Consider the following 14,703-nt stretch of genomic DNA (forward strand, 5'->3'; position numbering starts at 1 on the left):
GCCCGCCCGCCGTCAGATCATCAAGCCGTTCGCCGAGCCGGGCGCCGCTCCGGTGGAACCGCGCACGATGAGCTCGGGCACGAAGAGCAGCTCGGTGCGGGGCACCGTGGAGCCGCCGATCTCCGCGGCGAGCGTGGTCACCGCGGCCTGGCACATCGCCGCGACCGGCTGGCGGATGGTCGTCAGCGGCGGGTCGGTGTAGGGGATGAGCGCGGAGTCGTCGTAGCCGACCACGGACAGGTCGTTGGGCACCTTCAGGCCACGGGATCGGGCCGCCCGGACCGCGCCCAGCGCCATGAGGTCGGATCCGCAGATGACGGCGGTGCACCCGGCATCGAGCAGCAACGACCCGGCGCTCAGGCCCCCCTCCACGGTGAACAGCGTGGTGACGACCGGCGGGTCGGTCACGTCCAGGTAGGTGTGCATGGCTTCGAGGAACCCCTCGCGCTTGCGGTGCGCCGGCACGAACCGGTCGGGCCCGAGGGCCAGGCCGATGGTGCGGTGGCCCTGCGAGGCGAGGTGACGTACCGCCAGGTCCATGCTCCCGCGGTCGTCGGCGGAGAATGACGGCGCGTCGATGGCGGGGTTGTGCCCGTTGAGGAGCACGAACGGTACGCCGCGCTCGCGCAGGCGCAGGTATCGGGACGGGTCCGCCTGGGAGTCCGCGTGCAACCCGGAGACGAAGACGATGCCGTCGACGTCGTGGTCGAGCAGCATCTCGACGTAGTCGTCCTCGGTGGTCCCGCCGGGTGACTGGGTGCACAGCAGCGGAGTGAACCCGATCGTGGCCAGCATCGACTCGATGGCCTGCGCGAACGCGGGGAACACCGGGTTGGAGAGCTCGGGCACGATCAGGCCGACGAGGCCCGCGGACCGAGCGCGCAGCTTCTCCGGTCGCTCGTACCCGAGCAGATCCAGGGCCGCGAGCACGGCTCTACGGGTCTCGCCCGCCACGCCCGGTTTGCCGTTGAGCACGCGGGAGACGGTTGCTGTGCTGACGCCGGCCTGGTCGGCGACGTCTGTCAGCCTGGTGCGCCCTTGCATGGCTGGTCCTGACCAATCTGTCACGCGATGCGCGGTGCGCGCAGCGACTCTGTATCTGATGCCTGAAAGTTACTGCAAGAGGTTGCAAGAAAGCCAGCACATGGATACCGTCATTGGTATCCGGAAGGGCTCCTGGGAATTGTAGACAGGACTGAAACCGGCTTGAAACAGACGACACACACTTACAGGAGCTGAAAGATGCGACGGAGCATCACCCTTGTGGCCGCGGCGGTCGGAGCGACGCTGGCCCTGGCCGCCTGCGGCGGCGGTGACACCACGAACGACGAGACCCCCGAGCCGGCCGCCGAGGAGACGACGGAGGATGGTGAGCTCTCCGGCACCCTGACGATCTGGGCCGACGAGACGCGTATCGATCTCGTCAAGGAGATCGGTTCCCAGTTCACCGAGCAGACCGACATCGGCATCGACGTGGTCCAGAAGGCCTCCGCCGACATCGGTGACGACTTCATCAACACCGTCCCGACCGGCGAGGGCCCGGACATCATCGTCGTCGCCCACGACGGGCTCGGCGGCTGGGTCACCAACGGCGTCGTCGGCACGGTCGAGCTCGGTGAGAAGGCCGACCAGTTCTCCCAGTCCGCCCTCAACGGCGTGACGTACGACGGCCAGGTGTACGGCGTCCCGTACGCCATCGAGAACATCGCGCTCGTGCGCAACAACGCGATGCTCACCGAGACCCCGGACACCTGGGACGCGATGGTCGCGGCCGCGCAGGAGACCGGCGCGAAGTACCCGGTCCTCATCCAGCAGGACCCCGTGGCCTCCGACCCCTACCACCTGTACCCGCTGCAGACGTCGTTCGGGGCGCCGGTGTTCGCGAGCACCGAGGACGGCTCCTACACCGCCGACCTCGCCATGGGTGACGACGCCGGCCAGGCGTTCGCCGAGTTCCTCGCCGCACAGGGCGCCGCCGGGGTGCTGGACGTGAACATCAGCGCCGACATCGCCAAGCAGGCGTTCCTCGACGGCGAGTCCCCGTACATCGTCACCGGGCCGTGGAACACCACCGCCTTCACCGAGGCGGGCATGGACATCAGCGTGCTGCCCGTGCCCAGCGCCGGTGGCCAGGAGGCGCAGCCGTTCGTGGGCGTCCAGGCCTTCTTCCCGAACATCGACTCGGAGAACGCGCTGCTCGTGAACGAGTTCCTCGTGAACTTCATCGCGACCCCCGAGGTGCAGACGCAGCTCTTCGAGCTCGGCGGGCGTGTGCCGGCGATGACCGAGGCCGCCGAGAGCCTGGAGGACCCGATCCTGCAGGGCTTCAACGCCGCGGGTGCCACCGGTGCCCCGATGCCTGCGATTCCGCAGATGTCCGCGGTGTGGGAGTTCTGGGGCGCCGCCGAGGCCGACCTCATCAAGGGTGCCGCCGCGCCGGCCGACCGCTGGACCACCATGGTGGACAACGTCTCGACCGCCATCTCCGGCAGCTGATCCAACCTGGTTCGACCGGGTGACGGCGCGGCTCCCGGCCGCGCCGTCACCCGGCGTCATACCCGCCCCGGAGCCCGGGGCGACGACGTCATCGCCGACGAAGGAACAGACGTGACACCTGCGCCGCGCACCGCGGAGAGACTGCGCCGAACCGCCACCGACCTCCCGCGTACCGACTCGCACGCACGCCGGTACGGGCCCGGGTTCCTGGCCAAGCTCGCTGCTGTCGGCCTCGTCGACGCGCTGGGCGTCTACGGGATCTTCGCCGCCTCGGCCGTGTCCCACTGGGGGATCGTCGCGGTCCTCGCGGTGGCGCTCATCGCGGTGAACTGGGTCTACTTCTCCCGTCGCATGGTGCCGGCGAAGTACCTGGTCCCGGGACTGTTCTTCCTGCTGATCTACCAGCTGTTCGTGATGGCCTACACCGGGTACGTCTCGTTCACGAACTACGGCGACGGGCACAACTCCACCAAGGAGGACGCGATCACCGCGATCCTCCTGCAGAACGACCGGCGGGTCGAAGGATCCCCGACGGTGCCCCTGGCCGTGGTTCGCGAAGGGGAGACCCTCGGGTTCGCCGTCGTGCAGCAGGACGGCGACGTCGCGGTCGGGTCGGCCGAGGAGCCCCTCGCCGTCGTGGACGACGCCGTGGTCGAGGGCGACCGCATCACCGCTGTGCCTGGCTGGGAGGTGCTGCCCTTCGGCGAGGTCGCGAGGATCCAGCAGGAGGTCACCGGGCTGCGGGTGCCGCTGACGGAGGACCCCAACGACGGCGCCGTGCGCACGCAGAACGGCTCGAGCGGGTTTATCTCGCGCAGCTTCTACACCTACGACGCTGCGGCCGACACGATGACCAACACCGACGACGGCACCCTGTACCGCCCCAGCGACTCCGGCTCCTTCGTGGCCGAGGACGGGCGCGCGCTCACCCCGGGCTGGCGGGTGCCCGTGGGCCTGGACAACTACGTCGAGATGTTCACCAGCAGCCGGGTCTCGGGGCCGTTCTTCCAGGTCCTCGCGTGGACCTTCGCCTTCGCTGCACTGTCGGTCCTCACCACCTTCGCACTGGGACTGTTCCTCGCGATGGTCTTCAACGACCCGCGGGTACGTGGGCGGCGGCTTTACCGAGTCGCGCTCATACTGCCGTACGCGATCCCAGGCTTCCTGGGCACCCTGGTGTGGCGCGGCATGCTCAACGAACGGTTCGGCTTTCTCAACGAGGTCATCCTCGGCGGTGCGTCGATCCCGTGGCTGAACGACCCGTGGCTCGCCAAGCTCTCCGTGATCGGCGTCAACCTCTGGATCGGTTTCCCCTACATGTTCCTCATCTGTACCGGTGCGCTGCAGTCGATCCCCGGCGACGTCATCGAGTCGGCCCGGATGGACGGCGCCGGCCGGCTGCGGATCTTCCGCTCCATCACGCTGCCGCTGCTGCTCGTGTCCACCGCGCCGCTGCTGATCGCGTCCTTCGCCTTCAACTTCAACAACTTCAACCTCATCTACATGCTCACCGGCGGCGGGCCCAACTTCCCCGACGCACCGATCCCGCTGGGCGCCACCGACATCCTCATCACCATGGTGTACTCCACCGCGTTCGAGGGCGGCCAGCGCGACTACGGGCTCGCCTCCGCCATGTCCATCGTCATCTTCATCATCGTCGGGCTCGTCGCCTGGCTCGGCTTCCGTCAGACCCGCAAGCTCGAGGAGATCTGAGATGGCCACGAACGCGCACGCGCAGACCCGGCTCCGCCGGGCCCGCTGGTGGCGGGAGATCGGTTGGCGCCACGTCGTCGGCGTCGTCGCCGTCGTCTACTGCGTGGTCCCGATCCTCTACGTGCTCTCGGCCTCGCTGAACCCGCAGGGCAGCCTCACCGGCTCCAACAAGCTCTTCCGCGTGGTGGCCGCGGAGAACTACGCCGCTCTGGCCGAACGTGGGTTCTGGCAGTGGGCGCTGAACTCGCTGGTGGTGGCCGGTGCCACCGCGGTGGGCACGGTCGTCATGGGCGCCGCCGCCGCCTACGCCTTCTCCCGGTTCCGGTTTGCGGGGCGGCACGGCTCGCTCACCGCACTGCTGCTCGTCCAGATGTTCCCCCAGATGCTCGCCTTCGTCGCGATCTTCCTGCTGCTGCTGAGCCTCGGTGACGTCTTCCCCGTGCTCGGCCTCAACAGCCAGCTGGGTCTGATCGCCGTGTACCTCGGCGGCGCGCTCGGGGTGAACACCTTCCTCATGTACGGCTTCTTCAACACGGTGCCCAAGGAGCTCGACGAGGCGGCGAAGCTCGACGGCGCCAGCCACGCGCAGATCTTCTTCACGATCATCCTGCGCCTGGTCGCACCGATCCTCGCCGTGGTGGGCCTGCTGTCGTTCATCAGCTCCTACGGCGAGTTCCTCATCGCCCGGACCGTCCTGCAGACCAACGACCGGTTCACCCTCGCTGTCGGGCTCTACCAATGGGCTTCGGACGAGCGCAACGCCCCCTGGGGCCTCTTCGCCGCAGGGGCTGTGATCGCCGCCATCCCCATCCTCGTGCTCTTCCTCTTCCTGCAGCGCTACATCGTCTCGGGCCTGACCGCAGGATCCGTGAAGGGATGACGGCCCAGCCGTGGTGGCGCGACGCCGTCGTCTACCAGATCTACCCGCGCAGCTTCGCCGACGGCGACGGCGACGGCGTCGGTGACCTCGCCGGCATCCGGGCACACCTGCCGTACGTGCGCGCGCTGGGTGCCGACGCCGTCTGGTTCACGCCCTGGTACCCCTCCGCGGGTGCCGACGGCGGCTACGACGTGGCCGACTATCGAGCCATCGACCCGGTCTTCGGCACCCTCGCGGAGGCGGAGGCGCTGATCGCCGAGGCCCGCGCGCTCGGCCTACGGACCATCGTCGACGTCGTGCCCAACCACCTCGCCGCCACCCACCCGTGGTTCGCGGCTGCCGTCGCCGCCGGGCCCGAAAGCGCCGAACGGGACCGGTTCATCTTCCGCGCCGGCCGCGGAACGCGCGGCGACGCCCCTCCCAACGACTGGGCGTCCGTGTTCGGGGGGCCGGCGTGGACGCGCGTCACCGAACCGGACGGCACACCTGGGGAGTGGTACCTCCACCTCTTCGCGCCGGCCCAGGTGGACCTGAACTGGCGCAACCCGCAGGTGCGCGCCGAGTTCGAGGACGTCCTGCGGTTCTGGTTCGACCGGGGCGTGGCGGGCATCCGGGTCGACTCGGCGACGATGATCTCCAAGGACCCCGCGCTGGCACCGGTGCCGGCACACCCCGGCCCGGGTGAGCATCCCTACATCGACCGCGACGACGTGCACGACGTGTATCGCGGCTGGCGTGCCGTGGCCGACGCCGCCGGGGCAGACCGCATCCTCGTGGGCGAGGTCTGGCTCGACGACGGAGCCCGGCTCGCCGCATACCTGCGCCCGGACGAGATGCACACCGCGTTCAACTTCGACCTGATGACCCAGCCGTGGGACGCAGCCGCGGTGCGCGCCTCGATCGCCAGGACCCTGAGCCATCACGTCCTGGTGGGCGCCCCCGCCACCTGGGTGCTGTCCAACCACGACGTGACGCGACCGGTCACCCGGTACGGGCGCACCGACACCGCGTTCGACATCTCGACGCCGCGCCGCATCGTGCCCACCGACCTGCGCCTGGGCACCGCCCGGGCGCGAGCGGCCGCGCTGCTCGTCGGGGCGGTGCCGGGCGTGCTGTACGTCTACCAGGGCGACGAGCTCGGGCTGCCGGAGGTCGAGGACCTGCCGCCGTCGGCCCGTATGGACCCCATCTTCGCCCAGACCGGCGGTGCGGACCTCGGCCGGGACGGGTGCCGCGTGCCGCTGCCCTGGGACGGGGAGACGCCGCCGTACGGTTTCAGCCCCGCGGGGGCGGCGCCGCCCTGGCTGCCGCAGCCCGAGACGTGGGCGGACCTGACGGTCGCCCGGCAGGAGTCCGAGCCCGGCTCGGTGCTGCGCCTCTATCGCGACATGCTCACGATTCGCAGGGCCGTCCTCGCAGGCCGTGAGGCGCCTCTGCGCTGGGTTGACGCACCGGACGGTACCGTCGCGTTCGAGCGGGAGGGACAGCTCCGGTGCACCGTCAACATGGCCGGCGGACCGGTGCCGCTCCCGGAGGGCGAGGTGCTCCTGGCGAGCGGGCCACTTTTGCCCGGTGAGCTGCCGTCGGACACGGCGGTCTGGACGCGCCCCCGCGTCCGCTGATCGGCGCCGGTCGCGCTGAGCAGCGCGTCCTCAGGACGCCGACATCCACACGGTCGTGTCCGGCGGGACCACCACGTCGCCGTCCAGCGGCGGCGACAGGGTGTCGCTGGCGTGCAGGATCTCCCGACCGGCGGGGACGAGCACCGGCTCGGGCCCGACGTTGACGAGCACGAGCAGGCGGCGGTTGAGGAACGCCAGGGCCCCCTCCCCGGGTGCGTCCACCCACGCCACCGTGCCGGTGCCCAGGTGCAGCTCCGCACGCAGCCGCAGGGCCTGGCGGTACCGCTCGAACACGGTGCCGATGCGGCCCTTCTGCTGCGCCACGGCCTCGGCCACCGCACGGACCGTGGCGGCCACCGAGCCGTCCGCCGTGTCACCGGCCGTCAGCCCGACCGCCTCGCCCTGCGGCACGTAGGCAGTGCCAGGCAGGGCGAGCATGAGCAGCGTGGCGGCGTCGTGGCGACGCCGCCACGCGTCGCTGTCCGTCCTGGTCCAGTCGTCGGTCCGGACGGACGGCGCCGCCAGCAGGGTCCACCCGGCCGTGGCACCGACCGGGTCTCGCAGCGCGTAGGCGTCGGTGATCGCCGTCCGTAGCGCCGCAGCCTGCCACGGGGTGGTCACCAGCCGGTCGTCGCGGGTGATGTGCAGCCAGTCCTCGTGCAGGTGGACGGCGAGGTCGCGGGGGGCGACGGCGGTGCCCGCGCCGGTGGCCACCGTGTCCTCGCCGTGCTCGGCCAGGAGGGCCTGAAGCCCGCCGAGGTCGACGCCGGCGTGCTCGTGGCGGCCGGTGGCCGGCAGGGGGGCGGAGCCCTGGGGGGCCGGGCCCTCCAGGGGGGCGGCGGCGGACAGGTCGATGCCGTCCACCCCGCGGTCCAGCCAGGCGGCGCATCGCGCCAGGTGCCAGGCGGGGTCGGTGCCGTGGGGGGCGTCGGTGCCGACGACGGTGACGATCACCTTGACCCCGCGCTGATGGGCGCGGCGCACGAGGGTGTCCACGGCCGTGCGTGCGGGCTCGGCCGCCGGGTCGACGCCCGGGCAGTGGACCTGGATGGCGTCGGCGCCCAGCCGCGCGACGTGGGAGATCTCCTGCGCCAGCGCCTCGAGACCGGGGACGTCGGTGGCCACGGCCACCTGGAAGACCACCGCCTGCTGCCACCACGTCGTGGCACCGCCGGTGCGTCGGTGCACAAGGGTGGTGGTGGTGACGTCACCGAGGCGTGCGCGCCCGGTGGAGGCGGGCTGCGCCGTCGTCGCCATGCCGGGGTCCGTCACCTCGCCATTGTGGACCATGTCCCGTCCCGCGACCCGCTTCACGTAGGCTCCAGCAGTGCCCCAGGACTTCTCCGCCGCCGCCCGTGCGGCAGACGTGCCGGGCCGGGCCGAGGCCTACACCGACCGCGACCGCCAACGGTGGTGGTCCGAGCCGGCGAAGAATCCCCGCCGCACCGCCTTCGAGCGCGACCGGGCCCGCGTGCTGCACTCCTCCGCGCTGCGCCGCCTCGGCGCGAAGACCCAGGTGCTCGGGCCCTCCAGCGACGACTTCGTGCGCACCCGGCTCACCCACTCCCTCGAGGTGGCCCAGGTGGGCCGCGAGCTCGGCAAGGCGCTGGGCTGCGACCCCGACGTCGTCGACACCGCATGCCTGTCCCACGACCTGGGCCACCCACCGTTCGGGCACAACGGGGAACGAGCGCTGGACGAGGTGGCCGCCGGGATCGGCGGGTTCGAGGGCAACGCCCAGACGCTGCGCCTGCTCACCCGCCTCGAGCCGAAGACCTTCACCGACGACGGCGAGGCCGTGGGCCTCAACCTCACCCGCGCGAGCCTTGACGCCTCCACCAAGTACCCCTGGAGCCGCGGCGCGGGCCCGGTGCGTACCGACGGGACCACAACCGCGAAGTTCGGGGTCTACGAGGACGACCTTCCCGTGTTCGGCTGGCTGCGCGAGGGAGCGCCGGACGGCCGGCGCTGCCTCGAGGCCCAGGTGATGGACCTCTCCGACGACATCGCCTACAGCGTCCACGACGTCGAGGACGCCATCGTCGGTGGGCGGGTGGACTTCGCTCGGGTGCGGCTGCCCGCCGAGCAGGCCCGCGTGGTCGCGCAGGTGCGCGAGTGGTACGACCCGCCCGTGCCCGACGACGAGCTCGGCGCCGCCATCGACCGGCTCCTCGCCCTGCCGATCTGGATGGCCGCCTTCGACGGGTCCCGGCAGGACCTGGCGCGGATCAAGAACATGACGAGCCAGCTGATCGGCCGGTTCTGCGGCGCGGCCGAGGCGGCCACGCGGGAGGCGTACGGCACCGGCCCGCTGACGCGGTACGCCGCGGACCTGGTGGTCCCGCCCGCCACGCTCGCCGAGATCGTGGTGCTCAAGGGTGTCGCGGCGCTGTACGTCATGGCACCGCGGGAGTCCGAGCCGCTGTACATGTCGCAGCGGACCATCCTCTTCGACCTGGCCGACGTGCTCCTGGAGACCGGGGAGCGGCACCTCGAGGCGCCGTTCGTCGCCGACCGTCGCGCCGCGGCCGACGACGACGCCCGGCTGCGGGTGGTGGTGGACCAGGTCGCCTCCCTGACCGACACCTCCGCGCACCAGTGGCACGCGCGGCTGCGGGGCATGCTGTCCGAGGTCTTCTGACCCCCGCCCCCAGGCCCGCGAGATGTCATCTCCTCCGCGAGATGTCACCGGGCATTCGGACCGGCTTGTGCGTAAGGCGACGGGGACGACGCACCGCGCACCTAGACTGACGCCATGGCAGGCCTGATCCGACGCGAGGACATCGACGCCGTTCGCGAGCGGGCCCGCATCGAGGAGGTCGTCGGCACCTACGTCACCCTCAAGACCGCCGGCGTCGGCTCGCAGAAGGGCCTGTGCCCGTTCCACGACGAGCGCACCGCGTCCTTCCACGTGCGCCCGCAGCTGGGTCTGTGGCACTGCTTCGGCTGCGACGAGGGCGGCGACGTCATCTCCTTCGTCCAGAAGATCGACCACCTCTCCTTCACGGAGGCCGTCGAGCACCTGGCGAGCAAGGTGGGCGTCCAGCTGCGCTACGAGGACGGCGGCACCTCCCGCCCCCGGGAGGAGCCCGGCCGCCGTCAGCGCCTGATCGAGGCCCACCGGGTCGCCGAGGAGTTCTACGCCACCCAGCTCGACAGCCCCGAGGGCGAGACGGGCCGGCGCTTCCTCGCCGAGCGTGGGTTCGACCGCCAGGCCGCGGCGACCTTCGGCGTCGGCTATGCCCCCAAGGGTTGGGACCACCTCATGCGCCACCTGCGCGGGCGCGGCTTCACCGAGGCCGAGCTGACGGCGTCGGGCCTCGTCTCGCAGGGCAACCGCGGGATCTACGACCGCTTCCGCGGGCGTCTCGTCTGGCCCATCCGGGACATCACCGCCGAGACGGTCGGCTTCGGCGCCCGGCGCCTGTACGAGGACGACCAGGGCCCGAAGTACCTCAACACCCCCGAGACCCCGATCTACAAGAAGTCCCACGTGCTGTACGGCCTCGACCTCGCCAAGCGCGCGATCGCCAAGGAACGCAAGGTCGTCGTCGTCGAGGGGTACACCGACGTCATGGCCGCCCACCTGGCCGGGGTGGGCACCGCGGTGGCCACCTGCGGGACGGCGTTCGGCACCGACCACGTCAAGATCGTCCGGCGCCTCCTCGGGGACACCGACGACGCCGCGGCCGGGGTGATCCTCGCCTCCGGCGCGACCCGCGGCGGTGAGGTGATCTTCACCTTCGACGGCGACGCGGCGGGCCAGAAGGCCGCGCTGCGCGCCTTCGAGGAGGACCAGCGGTTCGCCTCGCAGACGTTCGTCGCCGTCGGCCCGGACGGCATGGACCCGTGCGACCTGCGCCTGCAGCGCGGCGACGAGGCGGTCCGCGAGCTGGTGACCGGCCGCGAGCCGCTGTTCGCCTTCGCCATCCGCTCGGTGCTGCGTCAGCTCGACCTGGCGACGGCGGAGGGCCGGGTCGCGGCGCTGCGTGCCGCATCCCCGGTGGTCGCCGGCATCCGCGACCAGGCGCTTCGCTGGGAGTACACCCGCGAGCTCGCCGGGTGGCTCGGCATGGATGAACCGTCGGTGCGGCAGGCCGTGCAGGGTGCTCAGCGTGCGGGTGGCCGGCCGGAGATGCCCGTCGCGGTGCTCGCCCCGGGCGGCGCCGGCGGGTGGAACGGCGGCGGGAACCGGCGCGGGTCGGCATCGGACTCCCGGTCCGGTGACCGGCGGTCCTGGGACACGCGCGGAGAGGGCGGTGCCCGCGGCGCCCGGACGTCGCGCGACGGCGGCGGCTACTCCGGGCGCCGGTACGACGACGGCCGCGACGGCTTCCGCGACATCTCTGCCGCACCCGGGTCCATGCCGGGCGGCCACCGGCCACCACGCGAGGATCCCGTGGCCCGTCTCGAGCGCCAGGTGCTCGAGGTGGTGCTCCAGCTGCCCCAGCACGCGCTGGGCGCCGGGTTCGACGACCTCGCGCCCGACACCTTCACGGTGCCCGCCTACCGGGGCGTGCACGACGCCATCCGCGCGGCGGGCGGCACCTTCGCCTACGGCCAGGAGGTCGAGCGCCACGCGGCGGTGCAGCCCGGCGGGGACGCGGCCAGGCACGCGGCCGCGTGGTGGGCCGAGCAGGTGCGGGAGAACGCCGTCGGACCGGTCGCCGGCGTCATCACCGAGCTCGCCGTCACGCCCCTGCCCGAGGACCGGCCCGATGCCCTCGCCGGCTACGCCCAGGGTGTGCTCGTGGCGCTGATCCGGATGGGGCTGACGCGGCAGATCGCCGACGTCAAGGGCCGCCTGCAGCGCACCGACCCGGCCGACTCCGCCTACCAGCAGGTCTTCGCCGACCTCATGGCGCTCGAGAACCGGCGACGCGCGCTGAGCCGGGACTGACGGCAACGGCTACTGAGCCCCGGACTGACCCCCAAGCGGCCGCCGGACGACTGCGGCGGCCGTCATGATCGAGCCGTGACCAGATGCCCCCGGGAATTGGGGGTGCGCACAGGGCCCGATACGACCATCGTTGGAGCAGTGGACGAGCGGCCGGGCGCAGAGCCGGGCGCGAACGTCGGAGCGCACTGTGATGGGGGAGCAGGTGGTCCGCAGGTCGGCCGCGCCGTCGATGCCCGATCACCGCATCGCCGTCGGAGTCCCGGGACAGGCGCGTCTGCGCCGGCTCCGCGCCCTCGCCGCGCGGCTCGCGCCGGCCGCCGTCGTCGCCGTGCTGTGCGTGCTGGCCACCGCGGCCCTGGTCCTCTCGGTCGTCGCCGTGTGGCCCGCCGGGGGAGGCGACACCGGCAGCGCGGAGACCGTGGCCGGCCCGGGTGCCGGTCCTCGGGCCGACGTCATGGCACCCGGCGCGGGTCCGCTGACGGGCAGGCCGGGCGGGGAGGCACCCGCTGGCGCCCTGTCGGGTCGTGCCGCCGCGGTGGACGTCGGCGAGTCGGCCCGCGTCGGCTCATGGGCCGTGCGGTTCGGCCGGACGCTCGGCGACGCGCAGGTCATGGCCGAGAGCGGGGCAAACGCGCGGATCCGGGAGCTGGCCGACGGCGAGCGGCTCGTGATGGCCACCGTCTCCCTCACGAACAACGCCGCCGGCGCCGCCGACCCCGCCCTCGACCTCATCGTGGGCTATCTCGGGTCGGACGGCGTCGAGTACAACGCCCTCACCGGGGCGACGTGCGGGTCCGGGAGGGACGTGCTGGCTCTGGGCGTGGTCCCTGCCCAGGACAGCGTCACCGGGACGGTGTGCCAGATCGTGCCGAGCGCGGTGATCGACGGCGGGTCATGGGTGCTCCGGACCGCCGCTGAGTACACCAGGCCTGTGTTCTTCGACGCGAGCTAGTTGGTCGGCCTGAGCGGGTCGCAGTCCCCGCACAGGAGCACCGCGGCGTCGACGGCCGCTCCCTGGGCGACGTGACGCAGGCTTGCCCCGGTGCGCGCGCATCCGGCGCACCCGTGCGCGGCCCGGGGCCACTCGTCGCTGAGGTCGAGCACGCCGAGAGCTCCGTCGGGGAAGCGCACCGCGTGAAAGGTCATACGAATAAGTATGCCCCGGAGTGTGCGATATGCACGTGTTGCCACGCCCGACGTCGGCCGGCAGCGTCCGTCCGAGCCGCCCGTCTGCCACATGCGCCTCTGGCGTATCGAACAGGCGTTCGATATGCTTCCGGCGTGTCTACGGGGCCGACGATCCTGCATGCCGATCTCGACGCGTTCTACGCGTCGGTCGAGCAGCTGCTCGACCCCGCGCTGCGTGGTCGCCCCGTCGCCGTGGGCGGTGGGCCCCGTGGGGGAGTGGTCCTCGCCGCCTCGTACGAGGCCAAGGCCACTGGGGTCCAGGGCGGGATGCCGGGATGGCGCGCGGCGCAGCTCTGCCCGGCCCTCATCTTTGTCCGGGGGCACTTCGACGAGTACCCCCGGCTCGCGGATCAGGTGATGCACATCCTCGGCGACGTCACACCCGCCGTGCAGCGGATCTCCATCGACGAGGCCTTCCTCGACGTCTCGGGATCCACCCACCTGTTCGGCCCGCCGGCCGTCATCGGGGCGACGCTGCGCGAACGGGTGCGAGCCGAGGTGGGCCTGCCGATCTCGGTCGGCGCGGCACGGACGAAGCACCTGGCCAAGGTCGCCTCCCAGGTGGCCAAGCCGGACGGGCTGGTGGTCGTCGACCCGGAGCGGGAGCGCGAGTTCCTCGATCCGTTGCCGGTAGGCCTCATCTGGGGCGTGGGACCGGTCACGGAGCAACGCCTGGCCGACCGCGGCATCCGCACGATCGGCGATCTCGCGGAGTCGCCCACCGGGATGCTGAAGCGCCTCCTCGGTCCGGCCGTCGGCACCACGCTGCACGCCCTCGCCCTCAACGACGACCCCCGGCGCGTGGCGACATCTGCTCGCGCACGCTCGGTCGGTGCGCAGTCGGCGATGGGCCGTCGACGCCCGACGCCCGAGCTCGTCCGTGAGGTGCTCGGCCACCTGGCCGAACGGGTGGCGGGCCGGCTCCGGGCGAAGAACCGGGCGGGGCGCACGATCACCGTGCGCGTGCGGTTTCCCGGGATGCGGTCCGTGACGCGCTCCCTCACCCTCCCTGCAGCGGTGTCCGCGACGCTGACCCTGACCGAGGTCGCCGAGCAGCTCGCCTGGCAGGCCATCCGTGACCATCCCGACGAGGCGGAGATCAGCCTGCTCGCCATCTCGGTGAGCAACCTGACGCCGCAGCACGGCGTCCAGCTCGAGCTGGAGCTGCCGCCGCCGGATCCGTGGCGGCCCGGCACGGCCCAGGGCTCCGCCAGGTGGGCCCTCGACAGGTCGATGGACGCCGCACGGGCCCGGTTCGGACGCGATGCCGTCGGGTACCTTCCGGCCACCCTGCGAGGCCCGGGCGGCGTCCCCGACGACTTCCGGGAGCTGGCCGAGCGTGACCTGTGAGCGACACCCCGCTCAGGGCCTTCGTGTGTCCGACCGAGCGGCCCGTCGCGCTCAGGCCGCGTTCGCGGGGAGAGGTTGCAGCGTGGCCGTGCCGTCGCCGACCACGCTCCGTCGGTCGGGGCACACCGGGGAGACCACGAGCTCCAGGCCGATGATGAATGCCACGAAGACATCACCGGGTGAGCAGCCGTAGCCGAGCAGTCGAGGGTCAGGTCTCCAAGCTCGCAGGTCAGGTGCCGCGAAACTGCAGCTCTGCTCGGTACGACTCCCGAGGCGTCAGCCGGGACGGTGCCGCCGGGGCGGATGCCCCGTGCTTAGGAGCGGTTCGGTGTCTGGGTTGGGCGCGCCCCTACGTCGCCGAAGCAGTCACGGACCGACTTCGAGCCCAAACGAGAAGGCCCGGAACCGTTGAGGTTCCGGGCCTGGTGGCTCCCGCGACTGGACTCGAACCAGTGCGGCTGGTTCTCGTCGCCACTGGGGCTGACCTGCGCTTTGACCACCTGACCTGCGCTTATGGGGAACAGTAACGGGAGACATGAGTTGACGCAAGAGGA

Annotated in this window: 11 protein-coding genes; 8 read left to right on the top strand and 3 right to left on the bottom strand. The window is 71.9% G+C overall.

What is annotated here, in order from left to right; translation table 11 throughout:
• Positions 1–12 precede the first annotated feature (12 nt).
• Positions 13–1,044 carry a LacI family DNA-binding transcriptional regulator gene (locus tag FE374_RS09250; RefSeq protein WP_139928449.1) on the bottom strand — a complete coding sequence of 344 codons (1,032 nt, stop codon included), beginning with the start codon at positions 1,042–1,044 and terminating at the stop codon, positions 13–15.
• A gap of 198 nt (positions 1,045–1,242) precedes the next feature.
• Between FE374_RS09250 and FE374_RS09255 the strand changes: the two genes are divergently transcribed.
• The 4 genes from FE374_RS09255 (at position 1,243) to FE374_RS09270 (ending at position 6,711) form a co-directional block, all read left to right on the top strand.
• Positions 1,243–2,496, top strand: a complete 1,254-nt coding sequence (locus FE374_RS09255; RefSeq protein WP_139928451.1) for a sugar ABC transporter substrate-binding protein — start codon at positions 1,243–1,245, stop codon at positions 2,494–2,496.
• 111 nt (positions 2,497–2,607) lie between these two features.
• Positions 2,608–4,209: an ABC transporter permease subunit gene (locus FE374_RS09260; protein WP_139928453.1), complete on the top strand. Its 1,602-nt coding sequence runs from the start codon at positions 2,608–2,610 to the stop codon at positions 4,207–4,209.
• Position 4,210: 1 nt separating this feature from the next.
• A complete protein-coding gene (locus tag FE374_RS09265; protein WP_139928455.1) occupies positions 4,211–5,089 on the top strand; it encodes a sugar ABC transporter permease in 879 nt (292 codons plus the stop codon).
• Positions 5,086–6,711, top strand: a complete 1,626-nt coding sequence (locus FE374_RS09270) for a glycoside hydrolase family 13 protein (protein WP_139928457.1) — start codon at positions 5,086–5,088, stop codon at positions 6,709–6,711. The genes FE374_RS09265 and FE374_RS09270 overlap by 4 nt, the downstream gene beginning before the upstream one ends.
• Positions 6,712–6,741: 30 nt before the next feature.
• Here the strand turns inward: FE374_RS09270 and FE374_RS09275 are convergent, their stop codons facing one another.
• Positions 6,742–7,983, bottom strand: coding sequence for a DUF3459 domain-containing protein (locus tag FE374_RS09275; protein WP_139928459.1), 1,242 nt, complete (start codon positions 7,981–7,983; stop codon positions 6,742–6,744).
• 55 nt (positions 7,984–8,038) lie between these two features.
• Between FE374_RS09275 and FE374_RS09280 the strand changes: the two genes are divergently transcribed.
• The 3 genes from FE374_RS09280 (at position 8,039) to FE374_RS09290 (ending at position 12,563) form a co-directional block, all read left to right on the top strand.
• Positions 8,039–9,352, top strand: coding sequence for a deoxyguanosinetriphosphate triphosphohydrolase (locus tag FE374_RS09280; protein ID WP_230978531.1), 1,314 nt, complete (start codon positions 8,039–8,041; stop codon positions 9,350–9,352).
• A 114-nt stretch (positions 9,353–9,466) separates the two neighbouring features.
• Positions 9,467–11,611: a DNA primase gene (gene dnaG / locus FE374_RS09285; RefSeq protein WP_139928461.1), complete on the top strand. Its 2,145-nt coding sequence runs from the start codon at positions 9,467–9,469 to the stop codon at positions 11,609–11,611.
• A 229-nt stretch (positions 11,612–11,840) separates the two neighbouring features.
• A complete protein-coding gene (locus tag FE374_RS09290; protein WP_168205646.1) occupies positions 11,841–12,563 on the top strand; it encodes a hypothetical protein in 723 nt (240 codons plus the stop codon).
• Here FE374_RS09290 and FE374_RS09295 read toward each other — a convergent pair.
• Positions 12,560–12,757: a hypothetical protein gene (locus FE374_RS09295; RefSeq protein WP_139928464.1), complete on the bottom strand. Its 198-nt coding sequence runs from the start codon at positions 12,755–12,757 to the stop codon at positions 12,560–12,562. The two genes, FE374_RS09290 and FE374_RS09295, sit on opposite strands and share 4 nt — an antisense overlap.
• A 135-nt stretch (positions 12,758–12,892) precedes the next feature.
• Here FE374_RS09295 and dinB point away from each other — a divergent pair, with 135 nt between their 5' ends.
• Positions 12,893–14,149: a DNA polymerase IV gene (dinB, locus tag FE374_RS09300; RefSeq protein WP_139928467.1), complete on the top strand. Its 1,257-nt coding sequence runs from the start codon at positions 12,893–12,895 to the stop codon at positions 14,147–14,149.
• The last annotated feature ends 554 nt before the right edge of the window (positions 14,150–14,703 follow it).

The sequence above is a fragment of the Georgenia yuyongxinii genome (genome assembly GCF_006352065.1).
GTDB lineage: Bacteria > Actinomycetota > Actinomycetes > Actinomycetales > Actinomycetaceae > Georgenia > Georgenia yuyongxinii.